The sequence below is a fragment of the Fodinicola acaciae genome, assembly GCF_010993745.1.
GTDB lineage: Bacteria > Actinomycetota > Actinomycetes > Mycobacteriales > HKI-0501 > Fodinicola > Fodinicola acaciae.
Genome location: NZ_WOTN01000001.1, coordinates 954,322 through 969,161, shown reverse-complemented (window position 1 = coordinate 969,161; position 14,840 = coordinate 954,322). Strand labels below are relative to the sequence as shown.

General features: G+C 69.2%; 12 protein-coding genes. 1 reads left to right on the top strand and 11 read right to left on the bottom strand.

The window, feature by feature from the left end; all coding sequences use genetic code 11:
- Positions 1-6: 6 nt before the first annotated feature.
- The 11 genes from GNX95_RS04410 to GNX95_RS04360 form a co-directional block, all read right to left on the bottom strand.
- Positions 7-1,356, bottom strand: coding sequence for a serine/threonine-protein kinase (locus GNX95_RS04410; protein WP_163505866.1), 1,350 nt, complete (start codon positions 1,354-1,356; stop codon positions 7-9).
- On the bottom strand, positions 1,343-3,427 hold the full coding sequence (locus GNX95_RS04405; RefSeq protein ID WP_163505865.1) for a protein kinase domain-containing protein: 2,085 nt from the start codon (positions 3,425-3,427) through the stop codon (positions 1,343-1,345). The genes GNX95_RS04410 and GNX95_RS04405 overlap by 14 nt, the downstream gene beginning before the upstream one ends.
- A gap of 18 nt (positions 3,428-3,445) precedes the next feature.
- Complete coding sequence (locus tag GNX95_RS04400; protein WP_163505864.1) at positions 3,446-3,949, bottom strand: GNAT family N-acetyltransferase; 504 nt, start codon at positions 3,947-3,949, stop codon at positions 3,446-3,448.
- Between the two features lie 7 nt (positions 3,950-3,956).
- Positions 3,957-6,647: an AfsR/SARP family transcriptional regulator gene (locus GNX95_RS04395; protein ID WP_163505863.1), complete on the bottom strand. Its 2,691-nt coding sequence runs from the start codon at positions 6,645-6,647 to the stop codon at positions 3,957-3,959.
- Positions 6,648-7,439: 792 nt separating this feature from the next.
- Complete coding sequence (locus GNX95_RS04390) at positions 7,440-8,039, bottom strand: FMN reductase (protein WP_163505862.1); 600 nt, start codon at positions 8,037-8,039, stop codon at positions 7,440-7,442.
- Positions 8,029-9,111, bottom strand: coding sequence for an LLM class flavin-dependent oxidoreductase (locus tag GNX95_RS04385; protein ID WP_163505861.1), 1,083 nt, complete (start codon positions 9,109-9,111; stop codon positions 8,029-8,031). The genes GNX95_RS04390 and GNX95_RS04385 overlap by 11 nt, the downstream gene beginning before the upstream one ends.
- Before the next feature lie 70 nt (positions 9,112-9,181).
- Positions 9,182-9,475 (bottom strand): hypothetical protein, encoded by a 294-nt coding sequence (locus GNX95_RS04380; RefSeq protein ID WP_163505860.1) that lies wholly within the window; start codon positions 9,473-9,475, stop codon positions 9,182-9,184.
- A gap of 62 nt (positions 9,476-9,537) precedes the next feature.
- Complete coding sequence (locus GNX95_RS04375; RefSeq protein WP_187369591.1) at positions 9,538-11,928, bottom strand: glycoside hydrolase family 2 protein; 2,391 nt, start codon at positions 11,926-11,928, stop codon at positions 9,538-9,540.
- Complete coding sequence (locus tag GNX95_RS04370; RefSeq protein ID WP_163505859.1) at positions 11,928-12,557, bottom strand: LysE family translocator; 630 nt, start codon at positions 12,555-12,557, stop codon at positions 11,928-11,930. The genes GNX95_RS04375 and GNX95_RS04370 overlap by 1 nt, the downstream gene beginning before the upstream one ends.
- Positions 12,558-12,609: 52 nt before the next feature.
- Complete coding sequence (locus tag GNX95_RS04365; RefSeq protein ID WP_163505858.1) at positions 12,610-13,701, bottom strand: hypothetical protein; 1,092 nt, start codon at positions 13,699-13,701, stop codon at positions 12,610-12,612.
- Positions 13,698-14,216, bottom strand: coding sequence for a SigE family RNA polymerase sigma factor (locus GNX95_RS04360; RefSeq protein WP_163505857.1), 519 nt, complete (start codon positions 14,214-14,216; stop codon positions 13,698-13,700). Before GNX95_RS04360 ends, GNX95_RS04365 begins: the two co-directional genes overlap by 4 nt.
- A 181-nt stretch (positions 14,217-14,397) precedes the next feature.
- Between GNX95_RS04360 and GNX95_RS04355 the strand changes: the two genes are divergently transcribed.
- A complete protein-coding gene (locus tag GNX95_RS04355; RefSeq protein WP_163505856.1) occupies positions 14,398-14,838 on the top strand; it encodes an ATP-binding protein in 441 nt (146 codons plus the stop codon).
- Positions 14,839-14,840: the final 2 nt, after the last annotated feature.

Below are 14,840 nucleotides of genomic sequence, written 5' to 3'. Positions count from 1 at the left end.
CGGACCTTATCCGTCGAAGTCCCCCTGGAAATCCAGCGTGTCGCCGTTGGTCGAGCCGGCCGAGCCGGTGGCGATCTGGATGCCGCCGATGAGGACGCGATAGGCCAGCTCGCCGGCCGTGTAGCTGTAGTGCACCGCGTACGTCCCGTGTTTTCCCTGCGGCACCTGGATGACTTTGCGCCAGGGCAGTTTCCGGTTCTTTTCGGTGGTGGCGCGGCCGTTGATGGTGATCGTGATCGAGGTCAGCGTGACCTTGCCGGTGAAGGTGAACTCCAGGTCGGTCGTCGCCGGCGTGGACGGCGTACGCGTCACGTATGGCTGTGTCAGCGGCTTTTTGCTCGGTGACGGCTTCGGCGCCAGGGCTGACCGGAGGCCGAGCACGACGGGTATGGCGGCGACTCCGGCGGCCGCGACCGCTCCGATGCCGCCATACAACAAGGCGCGACGACTCACGTTTTTCGGTGCCGTCGCGGCGATTTCCGCCGGCGGGTTCTCCGCCTCGATCGCGCGCCGCTGGATCTCCGCCAACAACGGAGCCGGCAGCCATGCCGACGACGGATTCGCCTGCAGCGAGGCCAAATATCCGGTGAGTTGCGCGGCCGTCGGCCGGGCCGCCGGGTCCGGCACCATCAGGTTGGCGATGAGTACGCGCAGCCGCTCGTCGGTCACGCCTTCCAGCAGCGGCGGATGGTGCTGGATGCGATACATCTTCGCGTACGGCGTGCCGTCACCGTACGGCTCGGCGCCGGTGACCGCGTAGACCAGCGTCGAGCCGAGCGAGAAGATGTCGCTGGCCGGACCGGCGTCCCGGCCGGCGACCTGCTCCGGCGACATGAATCCGGGCGATCCGGCGAAAACTCCGGCATGTGTGACCGTGCTCGCGTCCATGGCGCGCGCGATGCCGAAGTCGATGACCCGCGGGCCGTCGGCGGTGAGCAACACGTTGGCCGGCTTGAGATCCAGGTGCGCGATGCCGGCGCGGTGGACGGAGACCAGCGCTTCGGCGATGCCGGCGGCCAGCGGCCAGACCGCCTCGACTGGCAGCACACCGGCATCCCGCAGCGACACGGCCGGCAGGAACTCGGTCACCAGCCACGGCACGTCCGCGTCCGGATCGGCGTCGAGCAGTGGCGCGCTGAAGCCGCCGCCGACCGTACGCGCCGCGGTCACCTCACGGCGAAACCGGCTCCGAAACGCCGGATCGGCAACGAAACTCGGATGCAGCACCTTGACCGCCACCGGCCGGCCACCGGCCGACCGTCCGAAGTAGACGGTCCCCATGCCGCCGGAACCGATCCTGGCCAGCAGCCGATAGCCGCCGACCTGCCGCGGGTCGGCTGGCTCAAGGCCCCGCACCGGCACCTCCAGGTGGTCTCAGCGCGACCAGGTCACCGCTGCGGACGCCGACGAAGACGGCGCCGGCAACCGCGACCGGCGCGGAAAAATACGACACGTCCGCACTGTAGGTCCACAGCACCCGACCGGTCGCGGCATCCAGCGCGTACGCCTTCCGGTCAGTGCTGGACAGGTAGACGACGCCACCGCTGACCGCGAGCTTCGTCAGCTGGCCATAGCGCTCGCCGGATCCGGTGGCGATCCGCGTGGTCCACCGCGGTTGGCCGGTGTCGGCCTTCATCGCCACGATCGCTCCCCCGGCGGCCACCACGTACAGGACGCCACCGTCAAGTTGCATCTCGCTGATGGCACTGCCGAGGTGCTTGCGCCACAGCGGTTTTCCACCGCGTACGGCGTGCAGGTCGCCGTTTTTGTCGGTACAGAAGACAATCGAGCCGCCTGCCACCCCGAGGCTCGGCTGGGTGACCGGATAAGACCACAGCTGGCGGCCGGTGCCGGGGTCGAGTGCGGTCATCGCTTTCGCTGTCGCCGCAACGACAACGCCGTCGCCGGCGATGATGCCGCTGGCCGCGCCGACGCTCGAGGTCCATCTCCGTGCGCCGCTCGCGGCGTCGACGGCCATCACCGGATCGTTGAAGAACGCGACCGTTCCGAGCGTCACCGGCAGCGGCCGTGGCCAGCCAGGATACGACCAGGCCGTGGCGCCGGAAGCGATGCGCACCGCGGTCGTACTGTTGCCGGCCAGGCCACCGAGGCCGCTGACGTAGGCGATGCCGGCGCCGATCGTCACGAAGGTGCCGACGTGCACCGATTCCGTGGTGCGCGACCAACGAATCCGGCGCGTACGCGGGTCGACGGCGCGGACCGTCCGGTCCTCCCACACGACCAGATATCCGGAGTCCGCCGCCATCCCGGGATAGTAGTCGGCGACGTGCAGCCGCCACAAAACCGCGGCCTCAGGCGGTGGTGCGCTCGCTGTCGCTCCGTGAGGCGTTGGCGTTTCCTTGCGGTCATTGACAAACCAGGCCGCGACTCCCCCGGTGGCCGCGAGCACGCCGGCGCCCGCCAGGCCGGCGACGATCAGCCGGCGGCGTGGTTTTCGTTGCGGTCGTACGGCTTCCGGCTCGACGGTCGGCGTGTCCAGGACCGCCGGATCGGCCGCCACGTGACTGGCCGGCAGCTCCGGGATCTGCCGCGCGTCGGCCGTACGCCGGTCGACCGCCTCGGCGACCGAGCCGGGCAGCCACGCGGTGCCGTGCAGCGACGTACCAGTGCCGCCGAGCGAGCCGAGCAGGTCGGCGGCGGTCGGCCGATGTTGTGGTTTGGCACGGAAACACGCGGTGATCAGGTCCGCCAGCCAGGCCTCGGTGACGCCGCTCAGGTCGGCCTGCCTGGTGAGGACGCGATACATCCGCGCCTGCGGCGGCCCCTCACCGAAGGCCTCCGCGCCGGTCGCCGCGTACGCGAGCACCGAGCCGAGCGTGAACACGTCGCTGGCCGGACCGACCGGCTCGCCGGCCACCTGCTCGGGCGACATGAAGCCAGGCGAGCCGACCACGCCGCCGACCCTGGTGATCGCCGTGACGTCGGTCGGATGCGCGATGCCGAAGTCGATCACCCTCGGTCCGCCGGCGGTCAGGATCACGTTGCCAGGCTTGAAATCCCGGTGCACCACCCCGACCCGGTGGATGGCGTCGAGCGCCTCGGCCAGCCCGGCCGCCAGCGCGCGTACCGACATCGCCGGCATGCCACCGTACGTCGCGACCGCCTCCGACAGCGTCAGGCCCGGCAGGTACGCGGTCGCCAACCACGGCCGGTCGGCCTCCGGGCCGGCGTCCAGCACCGCCGCGGTGAAGGTGCCGGTGACCCGGCCGGCCGCGACGATCTCGCGGCGGAACCTGGCGCGAAAGTCCGGGTCGCCGGCGTACACCTCGCGGATCACCTTCACCGCCGCCAGCCGGCCGCCAGGCGACCGCGCCAGGTACACGACGCCCATGCCGCCGGCGCCGAGACGCGCGAGCACCCGGTACGCACCGATCCAGACCGGATCCTGCGGACGTACCGGCTGCACCGTCACCTCCCCGTCAGGTCAGGCGGGACGCGCGTACCTCCACTCACCATCCTCGTTCTCGCCGTCATCGCGGACGAAACCGGCCTTCAGCAACGCGCCCTGGCTGGCGAGGTTGTCGGCCGCGGTGTGCGCGATCACCCGCGCTCCGGCGGCTTCGGCGGCCGCGACAGACAGCGCGATCGCGTCGCTGATCAACCCCTGCCGGCGCGCCGACTCGACCAGGCCGTAGCCGATCTCGGCCTCGCCGTTTTCGTCCGGTGGACCGAAAAACCCGATGCTGCCGACGGCGAGGCCGTCGCTGCGGCGGATCACGTGGCGGACCGACCAGACCCGGTCGGCCTCACCGGCACGCAGCCACATCTTGGCCGCGTCGGAGTCGTCCTGGCGCGGATAGCCGTCGGCGTACCAGTCGAGCCGGCCGCCGGAGGCGACGAGCTTGAGCTCCTCGGGCGTAAGAAGGACGAGTCGGACAAGGGCGCCTTCCAGCGGCGCGGCGCTGAGCGCGGAAATGTTCGTCTGCACCTGACGATCATGCACCAAGCAACGCCTCGACGTCGGCCGCTCGCGGATCGTCGTGGTCGGCGAAGATCCGCAGCGCCGTCCGCCATTCGGCGATCGCCGCCGCGCGGTCGCCGGCCGCCCGCAGCTGGCGACCGAGCTCGACCCGGATGTCCGCCTGCCGAAGCGCGAGATTGTCACGCTGAGCCATGCCAAGCGCCTCACGCAGCGTCTCCACCGCGCTGTCGTCGCCGGCCGCGGCGTACGCGCGCGCCAGCGCCAGCAGCCCGCCGGCGACGCGGCCCGGCTCCTCCTGCTTGCGATAGAGCTCAACCGCGCGGCGACCGTTGTCGATCGCCTCGGCGTGCCGGCCGAGTCCGCTGCAGGCGGTCGAGCCGACCTCGAGGGCACCGGCCTGCAACACCACGTCATTGACCTGCTCCGCCAACAGGTATGCCTGCCGGTGCAGCTCCAGCGCCTCGTCATAGCGGTTGAGCGCGTTGAGGGTGCCAGCCATGTTGACGAGCACGACCAGCTCACCGCGCGGTGCGTGCGTACGCCGATAGCGGTCCGCTGACTCTCGCGCGTACGCCAACGCCTGGTCCACGTCGCCGAGCATCTCGACCGCGATGCTGAGGTGGTTGAGCGCGTTGGCCTCGGCGTACGGGTCGGAATGCGCGCGCGCCGACTCCAGGACGGCCAGGTTGGCGGCCCGCATGTCGCGCCAGCGCGCGGTCAGATACATGAAGAGCCAGGTCGCCTTGGTGGCCATCATCGCCAGGCCGTGCCGGCCCTCGGCCGCCGCCTGCTGGATGACCCACAGGCACGACTCGGCCTCCGCCTCGAACCAGCGCAACGCGTCGTCGTAGCCGCCGAACCGCTGCGGCCGGACGTCCGCCGACCGCAGCGGCACGTAGAACTCGTTGTCGTAACCGTTGCTCATGGCCTGTCTGCCGGCCAGCGCCGTGTGCGCGTACCAGTCGAGGACTCGTTCGCGTGCGGTGGCCTGGTCGGTGACCAGCTCCGCCGCGTACTCGCGCAGGAGGTCGTGCAGCGTGAAGCGACCGGTGGATGCCGGCTCGACCAGGTGCAGCGACGCCAGCCGGTCCAGCAGCCGCGCGGCCTGCCCGTCGGTCACGCCGGCCACCGCCGCCGCGACCGGTACGCCGAACTCGCCGCCGGGCAGCACGCCAAGCAGCCGGAACATCCGCCGCGCCGGCTCCTCCAGCGCCTCGTACGACCAGGAGAAGGCCGACCGGATGTCCCCCGCGCTGTCGTCGCCGAGCACCAGCCGGTCGAGGTGCCGGTCGGAGCGCAGCTCGGCGGCCAGGTCGGCCAGCGGCAGCGTCGCCTGCCGGGCCGCGCGCTCGGCGACGATCATCAACGCCAGCGGCAGCTGGCCGGCGGCCGCCGCGAGGGCTGTCGCCGCCGCCGGCTCGGCGCGCGTACGTTGCCCGCCGACGACCTGCTCCAGCAGCGTGTCCGCCTCGGTCGTGGTCAGCGGATCGAGCCGGATCCGGTGTGCGCCGTCCTGTCCAACCAGGCCGCGGAGCTGGTTGCGGCTGGTCACCAGCACGAGGCAACCGGCACCTGGCAGCAGCGGACGCACCTGTTCGCTGTCGAAGGCGTTGTCGAGCACCAGCAGCAGGCGCTGGCCGGACAGCAGCGTACGCATCAACGCGGACTGTGCGTCGAGCTGCGCCGGGATCTGTCCGGCCGGCACCCCGAGACTGCGCAGCAGCGTCTCCAGCGCCACGCTCGGCTCCAGCGGCTGGCCGGGTCCAAAGCCTCGCAGGTTCAGATAGAGCTGGCCGTCCGGAAAGCGGACCTCCGCGCGGTGTCCCCAGTGCACCGCGAGCGCGGTCTTGCCGGCACCGGCGGCGCCGACGATGGCGGCCACCCCGCTGGTCAGCCGGTCCAGCGCGGTCAGCTCGGCGGCGCGGCCGGTGAAGAACCGGCTGGAGGCCGGCAGCTGGCGCGGCACCGTACGACGCGGCCGCGGCTCCTCGGCGCCGCCGAACAACAGCCGCTGCACCTCGCGCAGCTCCGCACCGGGATCCAGGCCGAGCTCACGCCGTATCAGCCGCACGGCGCGCTGATAGGTCTCCAGCGCCTCGGCACGCCGGCCGGACCGGAACTGCGCCAGCACCAGCCGGTGCCAGGCCACCTCGCGCAGCGGATAACGGCTGGTCAGCCGGCCGAGCTCGGCGATGTGCGGAGCGTATGCGCCGCGCTCGAAATCAAGGTCGACGCGACGGACGTACGCAGTGAACCACTCGTCGACCAGACCAGGCGCGACGCGGTCGCCGAGCAGGTCGGCGAACGGCCCGCCGCGCCACAGCTCCAGCGCAGCGTCCAGCGCGGTCGCCTCGGCCAGCGGATCGGTGGCCTCGCTCGCCTCGCGTACCAGCCGGCGAAACCGCCACAGGTCGACGGCCTCCTCCGGCACCGCCAGCCGATAGCCGTTGCCAACCGTCTCGACCGACGCGCCACCGATCGCCCGCCGCAGCCGCGAGACCAGCGTCTGCACGTTGCCCGGCACCTGCAGCTCCGGCTGGTCAGGCCACACGTAACCGGCCAGAGCCGTCGTGCTGACCAAGCGGTTGGGGGCCGCCACCAGCGCCGCCAGGACGACCGCCGGGCCACCTCGTACGGCCACCGGCCGGCCGTCGACGACCACGTCGAACGCGCCGAGCACGCGCAACTCGACCGATGCCGTCACGCCTGCTGACATTACTCAAGAGCGGCGACAGCCTGCTGCCGGAGGATGTTGCGTGGCGGAGCAGGCCGGATTCAAGCGGTGGTGGGCCGTCCGTTTGGTGTGGTGGAGTGGTTGGGTCTCTGGGTGCGGGTGGTGGGCCTCAATGTTGTGGTGGGCCTCAATGTTGGCGCGTTGGGGAGGTGGTCGCGTCTCCTGTTTCGGGCGTGGGAGGTGGTCGCGTCTCCTGTTGGTGCGTTGGGAGGTGGTCGCGTTTACTGTTTGTTGCGTTGGGTGGGTGGTTGGGTTTTCGCCTGCGCGGCGGGCGCTCCTGCGCGGAGGGCGACCTCAAGGGAGGGGGCGCGTGAACGCCAATCGGTGTGCATAGGGGTGCGGGTGGCGGTTTCGTGCGGGGCTGGGTTTTCTGGGTCACGTGCGGGAAGCAACCCGTCGGGCTGGACGCCGTCACAGCGTCCGGGGTGGTGCTGGTGTGACTGCTGTGGCTGGCAATGCAGGTGAGGCGGCCTGGCTGCGTAATACTTGTTTAACAAGACATCAAAATGGACATTTGTTGCAGCCCCGTAGCCACAACGGCATTATCAGCCTCAATAGTCACACCCGTCACAGCCTCCGGGGATCGCGGCGGCGTGAAGGTCTTGTTTCTTGCGTCCAGCGCTAGTAACTCGACATTCATGCCATCCGCGACCCTCACAAGCCGGACATTTAGCGCTCCACATGCCCTCGCATCCCACATACTGGGACTTCTCGCCACAGACCGGGACACCATGGCCTTCGACTGCCCATCAAAACGGACATTTAGCGATTGTCGAGGAGTTGGTCGAAGGGGATGAAGTCCGGCTCGGGTGGCTTCGGCGTACGGCCGGCGAGTGTTTGGGCGAACTCTCCGGCGGCGCGGTCGATTCGGGTGGCGAGGTGGCCGTCGGTTGAGCCCCAGTCGGATGACGCGGCGTACACCGCGGTCGGAGTGACGACCGATCGCAGGTATGCGAACATTGGTCGCATCTGGTAGTCGAGCATCAGCGAATGCCGTTCCGTGCCGCCGGTGGCACCCATCAAGACTGGCATGCCGACCAGCGCGTCGTTGTCCAGGAGGTCAAAGAACGACTTGAACAATCCGCTGTACGACGCGGTAAAAACCGGCGATACAACGATCAGGCCGTCCGCCGAAGTCACCGCGTTTATCACCGTACGCAGCGCTCCGCTCGGCACCATCGAGACCAGGTTTTTCGCGATGTCGACGGCGAAGTCGCGCAGCTCGACCACCTGGATCTCGGCGTCGGCACCGAAGTCGCGCAGGGCGAGTGCGCTGGCCTCGGCCAGCCGGTCGGCGAGCAGGCGGCTCGACGATGGCTGGCTCAGGCCGGCCGTGATAACGACGATCTTCTTAGTTTCCACCGGAATCACCCGCCACCCGCGCGTCGTGCGTCGGACCGTCCGGCACGTGAGCCGGCCGGCGCGAGTCCAGTTCCTTGCGCAACACCGGCACGATCTCCTCACCGAGGATGTCGATCTGTTCCAGCACGGTCTTCAACGGTAGTCCGGCGTGGTCCATCAGCCACAACTGTCGCTGATAGTCGCCGAAATGCTCCTGGAAGGTCAGCGTCTTGTCGATGATCTCCTGCGGACTGCCGACCGACAGCGGAGTCTCGGCCATGAACTCCTCCAGCGACGGACCGTGGCCATAGACCGGAGCGTTGTCGAAATACGGCCGGAACTCGCGTACGGCGTCCTGCGAGTTCTTCCGGATGAACGCCTGGCCGCCGAGACCGACGATCGCCTGGTCGGCAGAGCCGTGACCATAATGCTCGAAACGCTGCCGGTAAAGCCGTACGAGCCGCATGAAGTGCTCTTTTGGCCAGAAAATGTGGTTGGCGAAGAAGCCGTCGCCATAGTACGCGGCCTGTTCGGCGATCTCCGGACTGCGGATCGAGCCGTGCCAGACAAACGGCGGCACACCGTCCAGCGGTCGCGGCGTCGAGGTGAAACCGTGCAGTGGCGTACGAAACTTGCCTTCCCAGTCGACGACGTCCTCGCGCCACAACCGGTGCAACAGGTCGTAGTTTTCGATCGCCAGCTCGATCCCCTGGCGGATATCCTTGCCAAACCATGGATACACCGGCCCGGTGTTGCCTCGACCCATCATCAGGTCGACCCGGCCGTCGGCCAGGTGCTGCAGCATCGCGAAGTCCTCGGCGATCTTCACCGGGTCGTTCGTGGTGATCAGCGTGGTCGAGGTCGACAGGATCAACCGCCGCGTCTGAGCCGCGACGTAGCCGAGCATGGTGGTCGGCGACGACGGCACGAACGGCGGGTTGTGGTGCTCACCGGTCGCGAACACGTCCAGGCCGACCTCCTCGGCCTTGCGGGCGATCGTGACCATCGCCTTGATCCGCTCGTGCTCGGACACCGTCTTCCCGGTGGTGGGGTCGGTGGTCACGTCCCCGACCGTGAAGATCCCGAACTGCATCTCCCGCTCCTCATCTATGCGTGCGCATAGACCGTAACAGCTCTATGCGCACGCATGTTCCCGATGAGAGCTAGGCCTCGCGCAGCGCCACGTCCAGCGAGTCGAACAGGTACGTGGAGCCGCCCTCCCAGTGCGGAGTCGCGTCGCCACCGCGCGCCGGCGCATAGAGCCACCAGAGGTTTCCCCACGGATCGCGCAGCCGCGCCAAACCGGACGGCATCGGCGTACGCGCCTGCGCACGCTGCACGCCGTCGAACACCTCCTCAACGAAGGTGATCAACTCGGCGGCACCATCGACGATCGCGAACGGATTGAGCGTACGCTCGCCGGCCGGCAGATCGGCACCGGTGCGAACAACGGACATGACCTCTCCTATCTCGTCACCTACCAGCAGCACGGTAGGTGGGCAATAGGACAGTCCACGGCCTACTGGACGAGCTGATTGGCCGTCCGGATCACAGCGCCGAAATCGTCCGGATCGACGGTCGCATCCGTCCGTACGGTGAAGGTCACCGACTCACCTGGCAACAGCGTCACCAGCATGTCGTCAACGACAGCGTCCGCGGCGACCTGATCGGCGAGCAGCGCCACGTCGAGCAGCAGCACGTGCGCGGTCACCGTCACCTGACAGCCACCGGAAATCGCCACACAGTCGAGGTCGTACGCGCTGGCCGGCAGCGCGAGATCCTTGTCCGGCGCGAAAAACCAGACGGCGCGACCGGCCGCGCTGGTGGCGACCAGCAGCTCGCGCGTACGGTCGCCGGCGACCGCCACCGACTCCGGCAGCATCGTCGTCAGGCTTCCTCGCGCCGACAAGGCCAGGTCGAGCTCCACCGACGCGATGACGTTGCCGTCAAAGGAAATCCGGTGCACGGTGACGGCGTCGTCCCAGTCGTCATCGGTGTCGTTGACGACGATCACGGCCAAGCCGTCGTCGCGCGGCTGGATGGTGACGAAGCGATCCGCGTACGACCGGCGCAGCGCATACCAGGCCGGCTTCAACCGGCCGTCGCCGTCGACCACCGACCACGACGTGACCGGCCAACAGTCGTTGATCTGCCACAAAATCGTGCCGGCACAGCGCGGCGTCCACGACCGGAACCACTGGACACCGGACGAGACCGCTCGTGCCTGGTTGAGCTGCGCGGCCCAGAACCAGTCGCCGAAGTCCTCAGGCACCCGGAAATGTTCCACCAGCGACCGGTCGATCTTTTCCATGCCGTCGACGGCTTTTTGGTGTGCCAGCATGGCCGGACCGCGTACGGCCAACGGCTCGTCGTGGACGGCGCGGGTCAGCGTCGACCAGGCCGGTGGCCCCTGGAAACCAAACTCGGCGGCGAATCTCGGGACATAGTCGCGATAGCCGGAATAGTCGCGCACGTTCCACACGTCCCACACGTGCATGCAGCCGTGGTTGGGGTCGTTGGGATGGATGTCCTCCGACAGCGACCACGGCGATCCGGCGTTGTATGGCCGCGACGGATCCAGCTCGGCGACGATTTTCGGCAGTACGTCGAGATAATAGCCGAGCCCCCAGCTGCGGTCGTCGAGCTGGTCCCGCCAATTCCAGTCGTGATATCCCCAGATGTTCTCGTTGTTTCCGTTCCACAGCACCAGACTCGGATGCGACACCAGCCGTGTGACGGCCTGCCGCGCCTCCGCGACGACCTCGCCGCGCAGCGGCTCCTCCTCCGGATAGGCCGCGCAGGCGAACAGGAAGTCCTGCCACACCAACAAACCACGCTCGTCGCACAGCGCGTAGAAGTCGTCGCTCTCGTAGATGCCGCCACCCCAGACGCGTACGAGGTTGGCGCCGGCCTCGACGGTCTGGTCCAGCCGCCGCGCATAGCGGTCGCGATCCACCCGATGCGGAAAACAGTCGTCCGGGATCCAGTTGACGCCTCGCGCGAACACCGGGACATCGTTGACGACAAAGGTGAAACGCGTGCCGATGTCGTCGCGACCGGTGTCCAGCCGTACGGTCCGGAAGCCGATCTCCCGCTCGTACGTGTCGCCGGCCAGCTCGACCCGCAGTGGATAGAGCGGCTGCTCGCCGTATCCGCGCGGCCACCACAGCCGCGGCTCCGGCACCTCGACCTCGACCGTCACGCTGTCCTCGCCGGCCGGTACGACGGCCTCGGTCGCGATGTCCCCGACCCGTACGGTCAGCGGCAGCTCGCCATCGCCGGCACGCTCGACCTCCACCTGCACCGCGACCTTGCCGACTTTTCCTTCCACCGCCACGATCGGTCGTACGCTGGCGAGCCGTGCCGTCGACCACGACTCCAGCGCGATCGGCCGCCAGATGCCGGCGGTCACCAGCGCCGGTCCCCAGTCCCAGCCGAAGTTGCAGGCCATCTTGCGGATGAAGTTGTACGGATACGCGTAGGCACCGGGCCGCGCGCCGAGCTTTTCCCTTTGCTGGACGGCATATCCGATCGGCGACGCGAACGTGACCACCAGCTGGTTGCCGCCTGGTCGCAGGTTTTCGCCTACGTCGAAGCGATAACCGCGATGCATGTTGTACGTCTGGCCGACGACGACGCCGTTGAGCTGCACCGTCGCGATGGTGTCCAGGCCGTCGCAGACCAGGTCGACACGGTCGTCGCCGTCAGGCTGCCAGTCGAAGGTCATCTCGTATCGCCAGTCCGTCTGGCCGATCCAGGCCAGCTCGGCCTCGTTCTGGTCGAGATACGGATCCGGGATCCGGCCGGCGGCGAGCAGGTCGGTGTGTACGCAGCCGGGCACCGTCGCCGGCACGACCTCGGACTCGGCGGCGCGTACGGTCCAGCCGTCGTGCAGTGGGGTGCGCCGCATCAGCTGACCTGCGTGGCGACGCGGATGCCGAGGCCGACCAGCAGCGTCCCCATCACCGCGTCCATCGCGCGACGTACGCGACCAGAACCGAAGAAGCGGCGCAGCGAGCCGACCAGGAATGCGAAGGTCACCCACCAGGTGGCACTGACCAGCGTGGCGATCACCGCCAGCTCCAGCGTCTGCGTCGGCAGCGCCGCGACCGGCAGGAACTGCGGGATCAGCGCCAGGAAGAACACCGACACCTTCGGGTTGAGCAGGTTGCACAGCAGTCCCTGCCGGAAGGCCTTGGCGGCCGGCACGTCGCCGAGGTCGGCGCTCTCCAGGTCGCGATAACCGCCCTTTCGGACGTTCCACCAGGCGCGTACGCCGAGATAGAGCAGATATGCGGCACCCGCCAGCTTCACGACGGTGAACGCGACGGCGGAGGCGGCCAGCAGGCTCGCCACGCCGAGCGCGATCGAGACCACCCAGACGAACACGCCGCAGGCGATCCCGAACGCGCACGCGACGCCGGCCTTCCGGCCGCCGAACAGTGAGTTTCGGGTCATCAGTACGAAATCCGGACCGGGTGCCATCGCTCCGAGGAGGACCACACCGAGGAAGGTCAGCGCCACCGTCAACGAGATCACGCCGTCAACGTAACCGGTTCAGCGCATCGCAGTCCATGGCCTTTCCCACGGGTCAGGAGAGCGGCGGCAGCCACGACGACTGTTTGTCCGGACTCGCCACCGGCCGGATCCGCCGGGCCGTACGCAGCACCGCGCCGGCACCGCCGAGCAGCCGCAGGCTGGCCGGATCCCAGGCACCGACCTCGACGAGGAAGCCGTCCACGTCGAAGAGCCAGGCCAGCTCGCCGCCGTTCGCGAAGGCGACATGCGCCGGATGTCCGTCCACAATGGACGTTGGTGCCGGAATTTTGTCGCTGCCAGCGTTGTCCCGGCGCGCGTCGCGGATCACGTCGTAACGCACCATCCGGGCCCAGCTCTTGCCTGGCTCGGCCAGATCGGCGCGGTCGGAGAAGGCCAGGCTGGCCGCGTACGTCTCCCCCGGTCCGTGCGTCACACTCGTCTCCCGCAGCTTCAACGCGACCGGCGGCCGCGGCGCGGTGAACGGCGCGCGCACCGGCTCGTTCACCAGCCGGATGCCGTTCACCAACCGCTCCACCATCTCGGCCGTACGCGCAGCGGCCACCGCGTACGCGCCCGGACTCCACGGCCACACGACCGACGCGCCGCTTGCCGACTTCGACAGCCAAACCGAGCGCTGGCCACCGATCGTCGGCCCCGGCTCACCGTCGGGCATGCCGGTGCGGCCCGGTTGGCCATAAAGCGGCGTGTCGGTGGTGATCAGCGGATCGCGCCAGCCGGCACCTCGCGCGTACATGCCGACCTCGGCGGCCACCCGGTAATGACTGTCGGAGCCGATCTCGATGTGCTGCGTACGCTGTCCGTACTCGCTGGTCGACACGTCGACGACCGGCGTCGCCGGCGACCAGGCCAGCCGGAACGTCAGCGTCGCCGGATCGGTCGCCGCGCCCGCCGCTCCGCGCGGCCCCATCCACGCGACCGGCATGCTGCCGGTGGGCGGCCGGAGCGTGCCGACCGCGCCGCCGGCGGCGACGAGCACGGCGGCCGCGGCCGAGCCGACCAGCAGGTTACGCCGGCTGATGTTGCGCCGGCCGTCACGGATCGCCCGGTCGAGGTCATACGCCGGCGGCGTGGCCGGCTCGGCGTCGCGCAGTGGCGCCAGCAGGGTCTCGCTGGGTTCGGTCATGACTGGACCTTCCTCCCGTACGCGTCCGGGGCCTCGGCCTCCAGCGCTCGCCGCATGGCCTCCAGGCCACGCGCGGTCTGGCTCTTGACGGTGCCTTCGGACACGCGGAACAGCTCCGCGACCGCGGAGATGGACATGTCGTTGAGGAAGCGCAGGACGAGCATCGCTCGCTGTCGAGGCGGCACCCGCAGCAGCGCCGCGTGCAGGATCTCGCGGTCGCCGCTGCGGTCCGGATCGCTGACCGCGACATCCGGCGGCCGGTCGACCAGCGCGACCCTGGTCCACGCGTGCCGCCGCTCCTCCAGGAAGGCGTTGACCAGGATCCGCCGGACGTACGCGTCCAGCCGCGGATAGTCCTCGACCCGCCGCCAGTGCTGGTAGAGCTTGGTCATGGCGTGTTGGACCAGGTCGTCCGACCGATGTGGGTCACCGGTCAGCATGTACGCCGTCCGCCGCAGCGCCGGCATCCGTGCCGTCGCGTACTCGACGTAACGCCGTTCCCTGTCGGCCCGCACGCCCGCTCCTCTCACCGCGCTTCACCCTTCCAAATGGCGGACCGGCCGATCGGGTTGCACGGTGAACCGGACATTCGGCGCTGCGGCAAAATTCACCGCCGCGCCGCGTGTAGAAACCGCGCCCGGCGGGTATTGGGAAGTCGACTTGCTGACAGGTCCTGCGACAGGTCGAGGAGAGGGTGTGCAGACAAACACGCCGACGACCGAGGGCACCGGCGGCCGCTCCGGCGGCATCGTCGGCACGCTGACGACGGGATGGATCCCCGCCGATCCGCTGCGCCTCCGTGACCTGCGCAAACAGCTGACCCAGTGGGGTTACCGCGTGGGCCTGAACCCGGAGCAGGTGCAGTCGCTCGGCCTCGCCGCGTACGAGGCGCTGGCCAACATCGTCGACCACGCGTACAGCACCGTGCCGGTCGTCAACCGCGAGCTGCTGGTCACCGCCGAGGTGGTCAGTGGCGCCGCGGTGATCACCATCCGGGACCATGGCCGATGGCGGCCAGCGCCGGTCTCCCCCGGTCCGCGCGGACACGGGCTCCTCCTGATGCGCCGGCTCGCCGACGACGTACGCATCGACGCGACCGAACGCGGCACGTCGGTGACCCTCTGCTGGCAGCTCTAGCG

Coding starts and splice junctions, on each gene's coding strand:
- GNX95_RS04365 (WP_163505858.1), bottom strand. CDS start 13,701: ATGACCGAACCCAGCGAGACCCTGCTGGCGCCACTGCGCGACGCCGAG.
- GNX95_RS04375 (WP_187369591.1), bottom strand. CDS start 11,928: ATGCGGCGCACCCCACTGCACGACGGCTGGACCGTACGCGCCGCCGAG.
- GNX95_RS04380 (WP_163505860.1), bottom strand. CDS start 9,475: ATGTCCGTTGTTCGCACCGGTGCCGATCTGCCGGCCGGCGAGCGTACG.
- GNX95_RS04385 (WP_163505861.1), bottom strand. CDS start 9,111: ATGCAGTTCGGGATCTTCACGGTCGGGGACGTGACCACCGACCCCACC.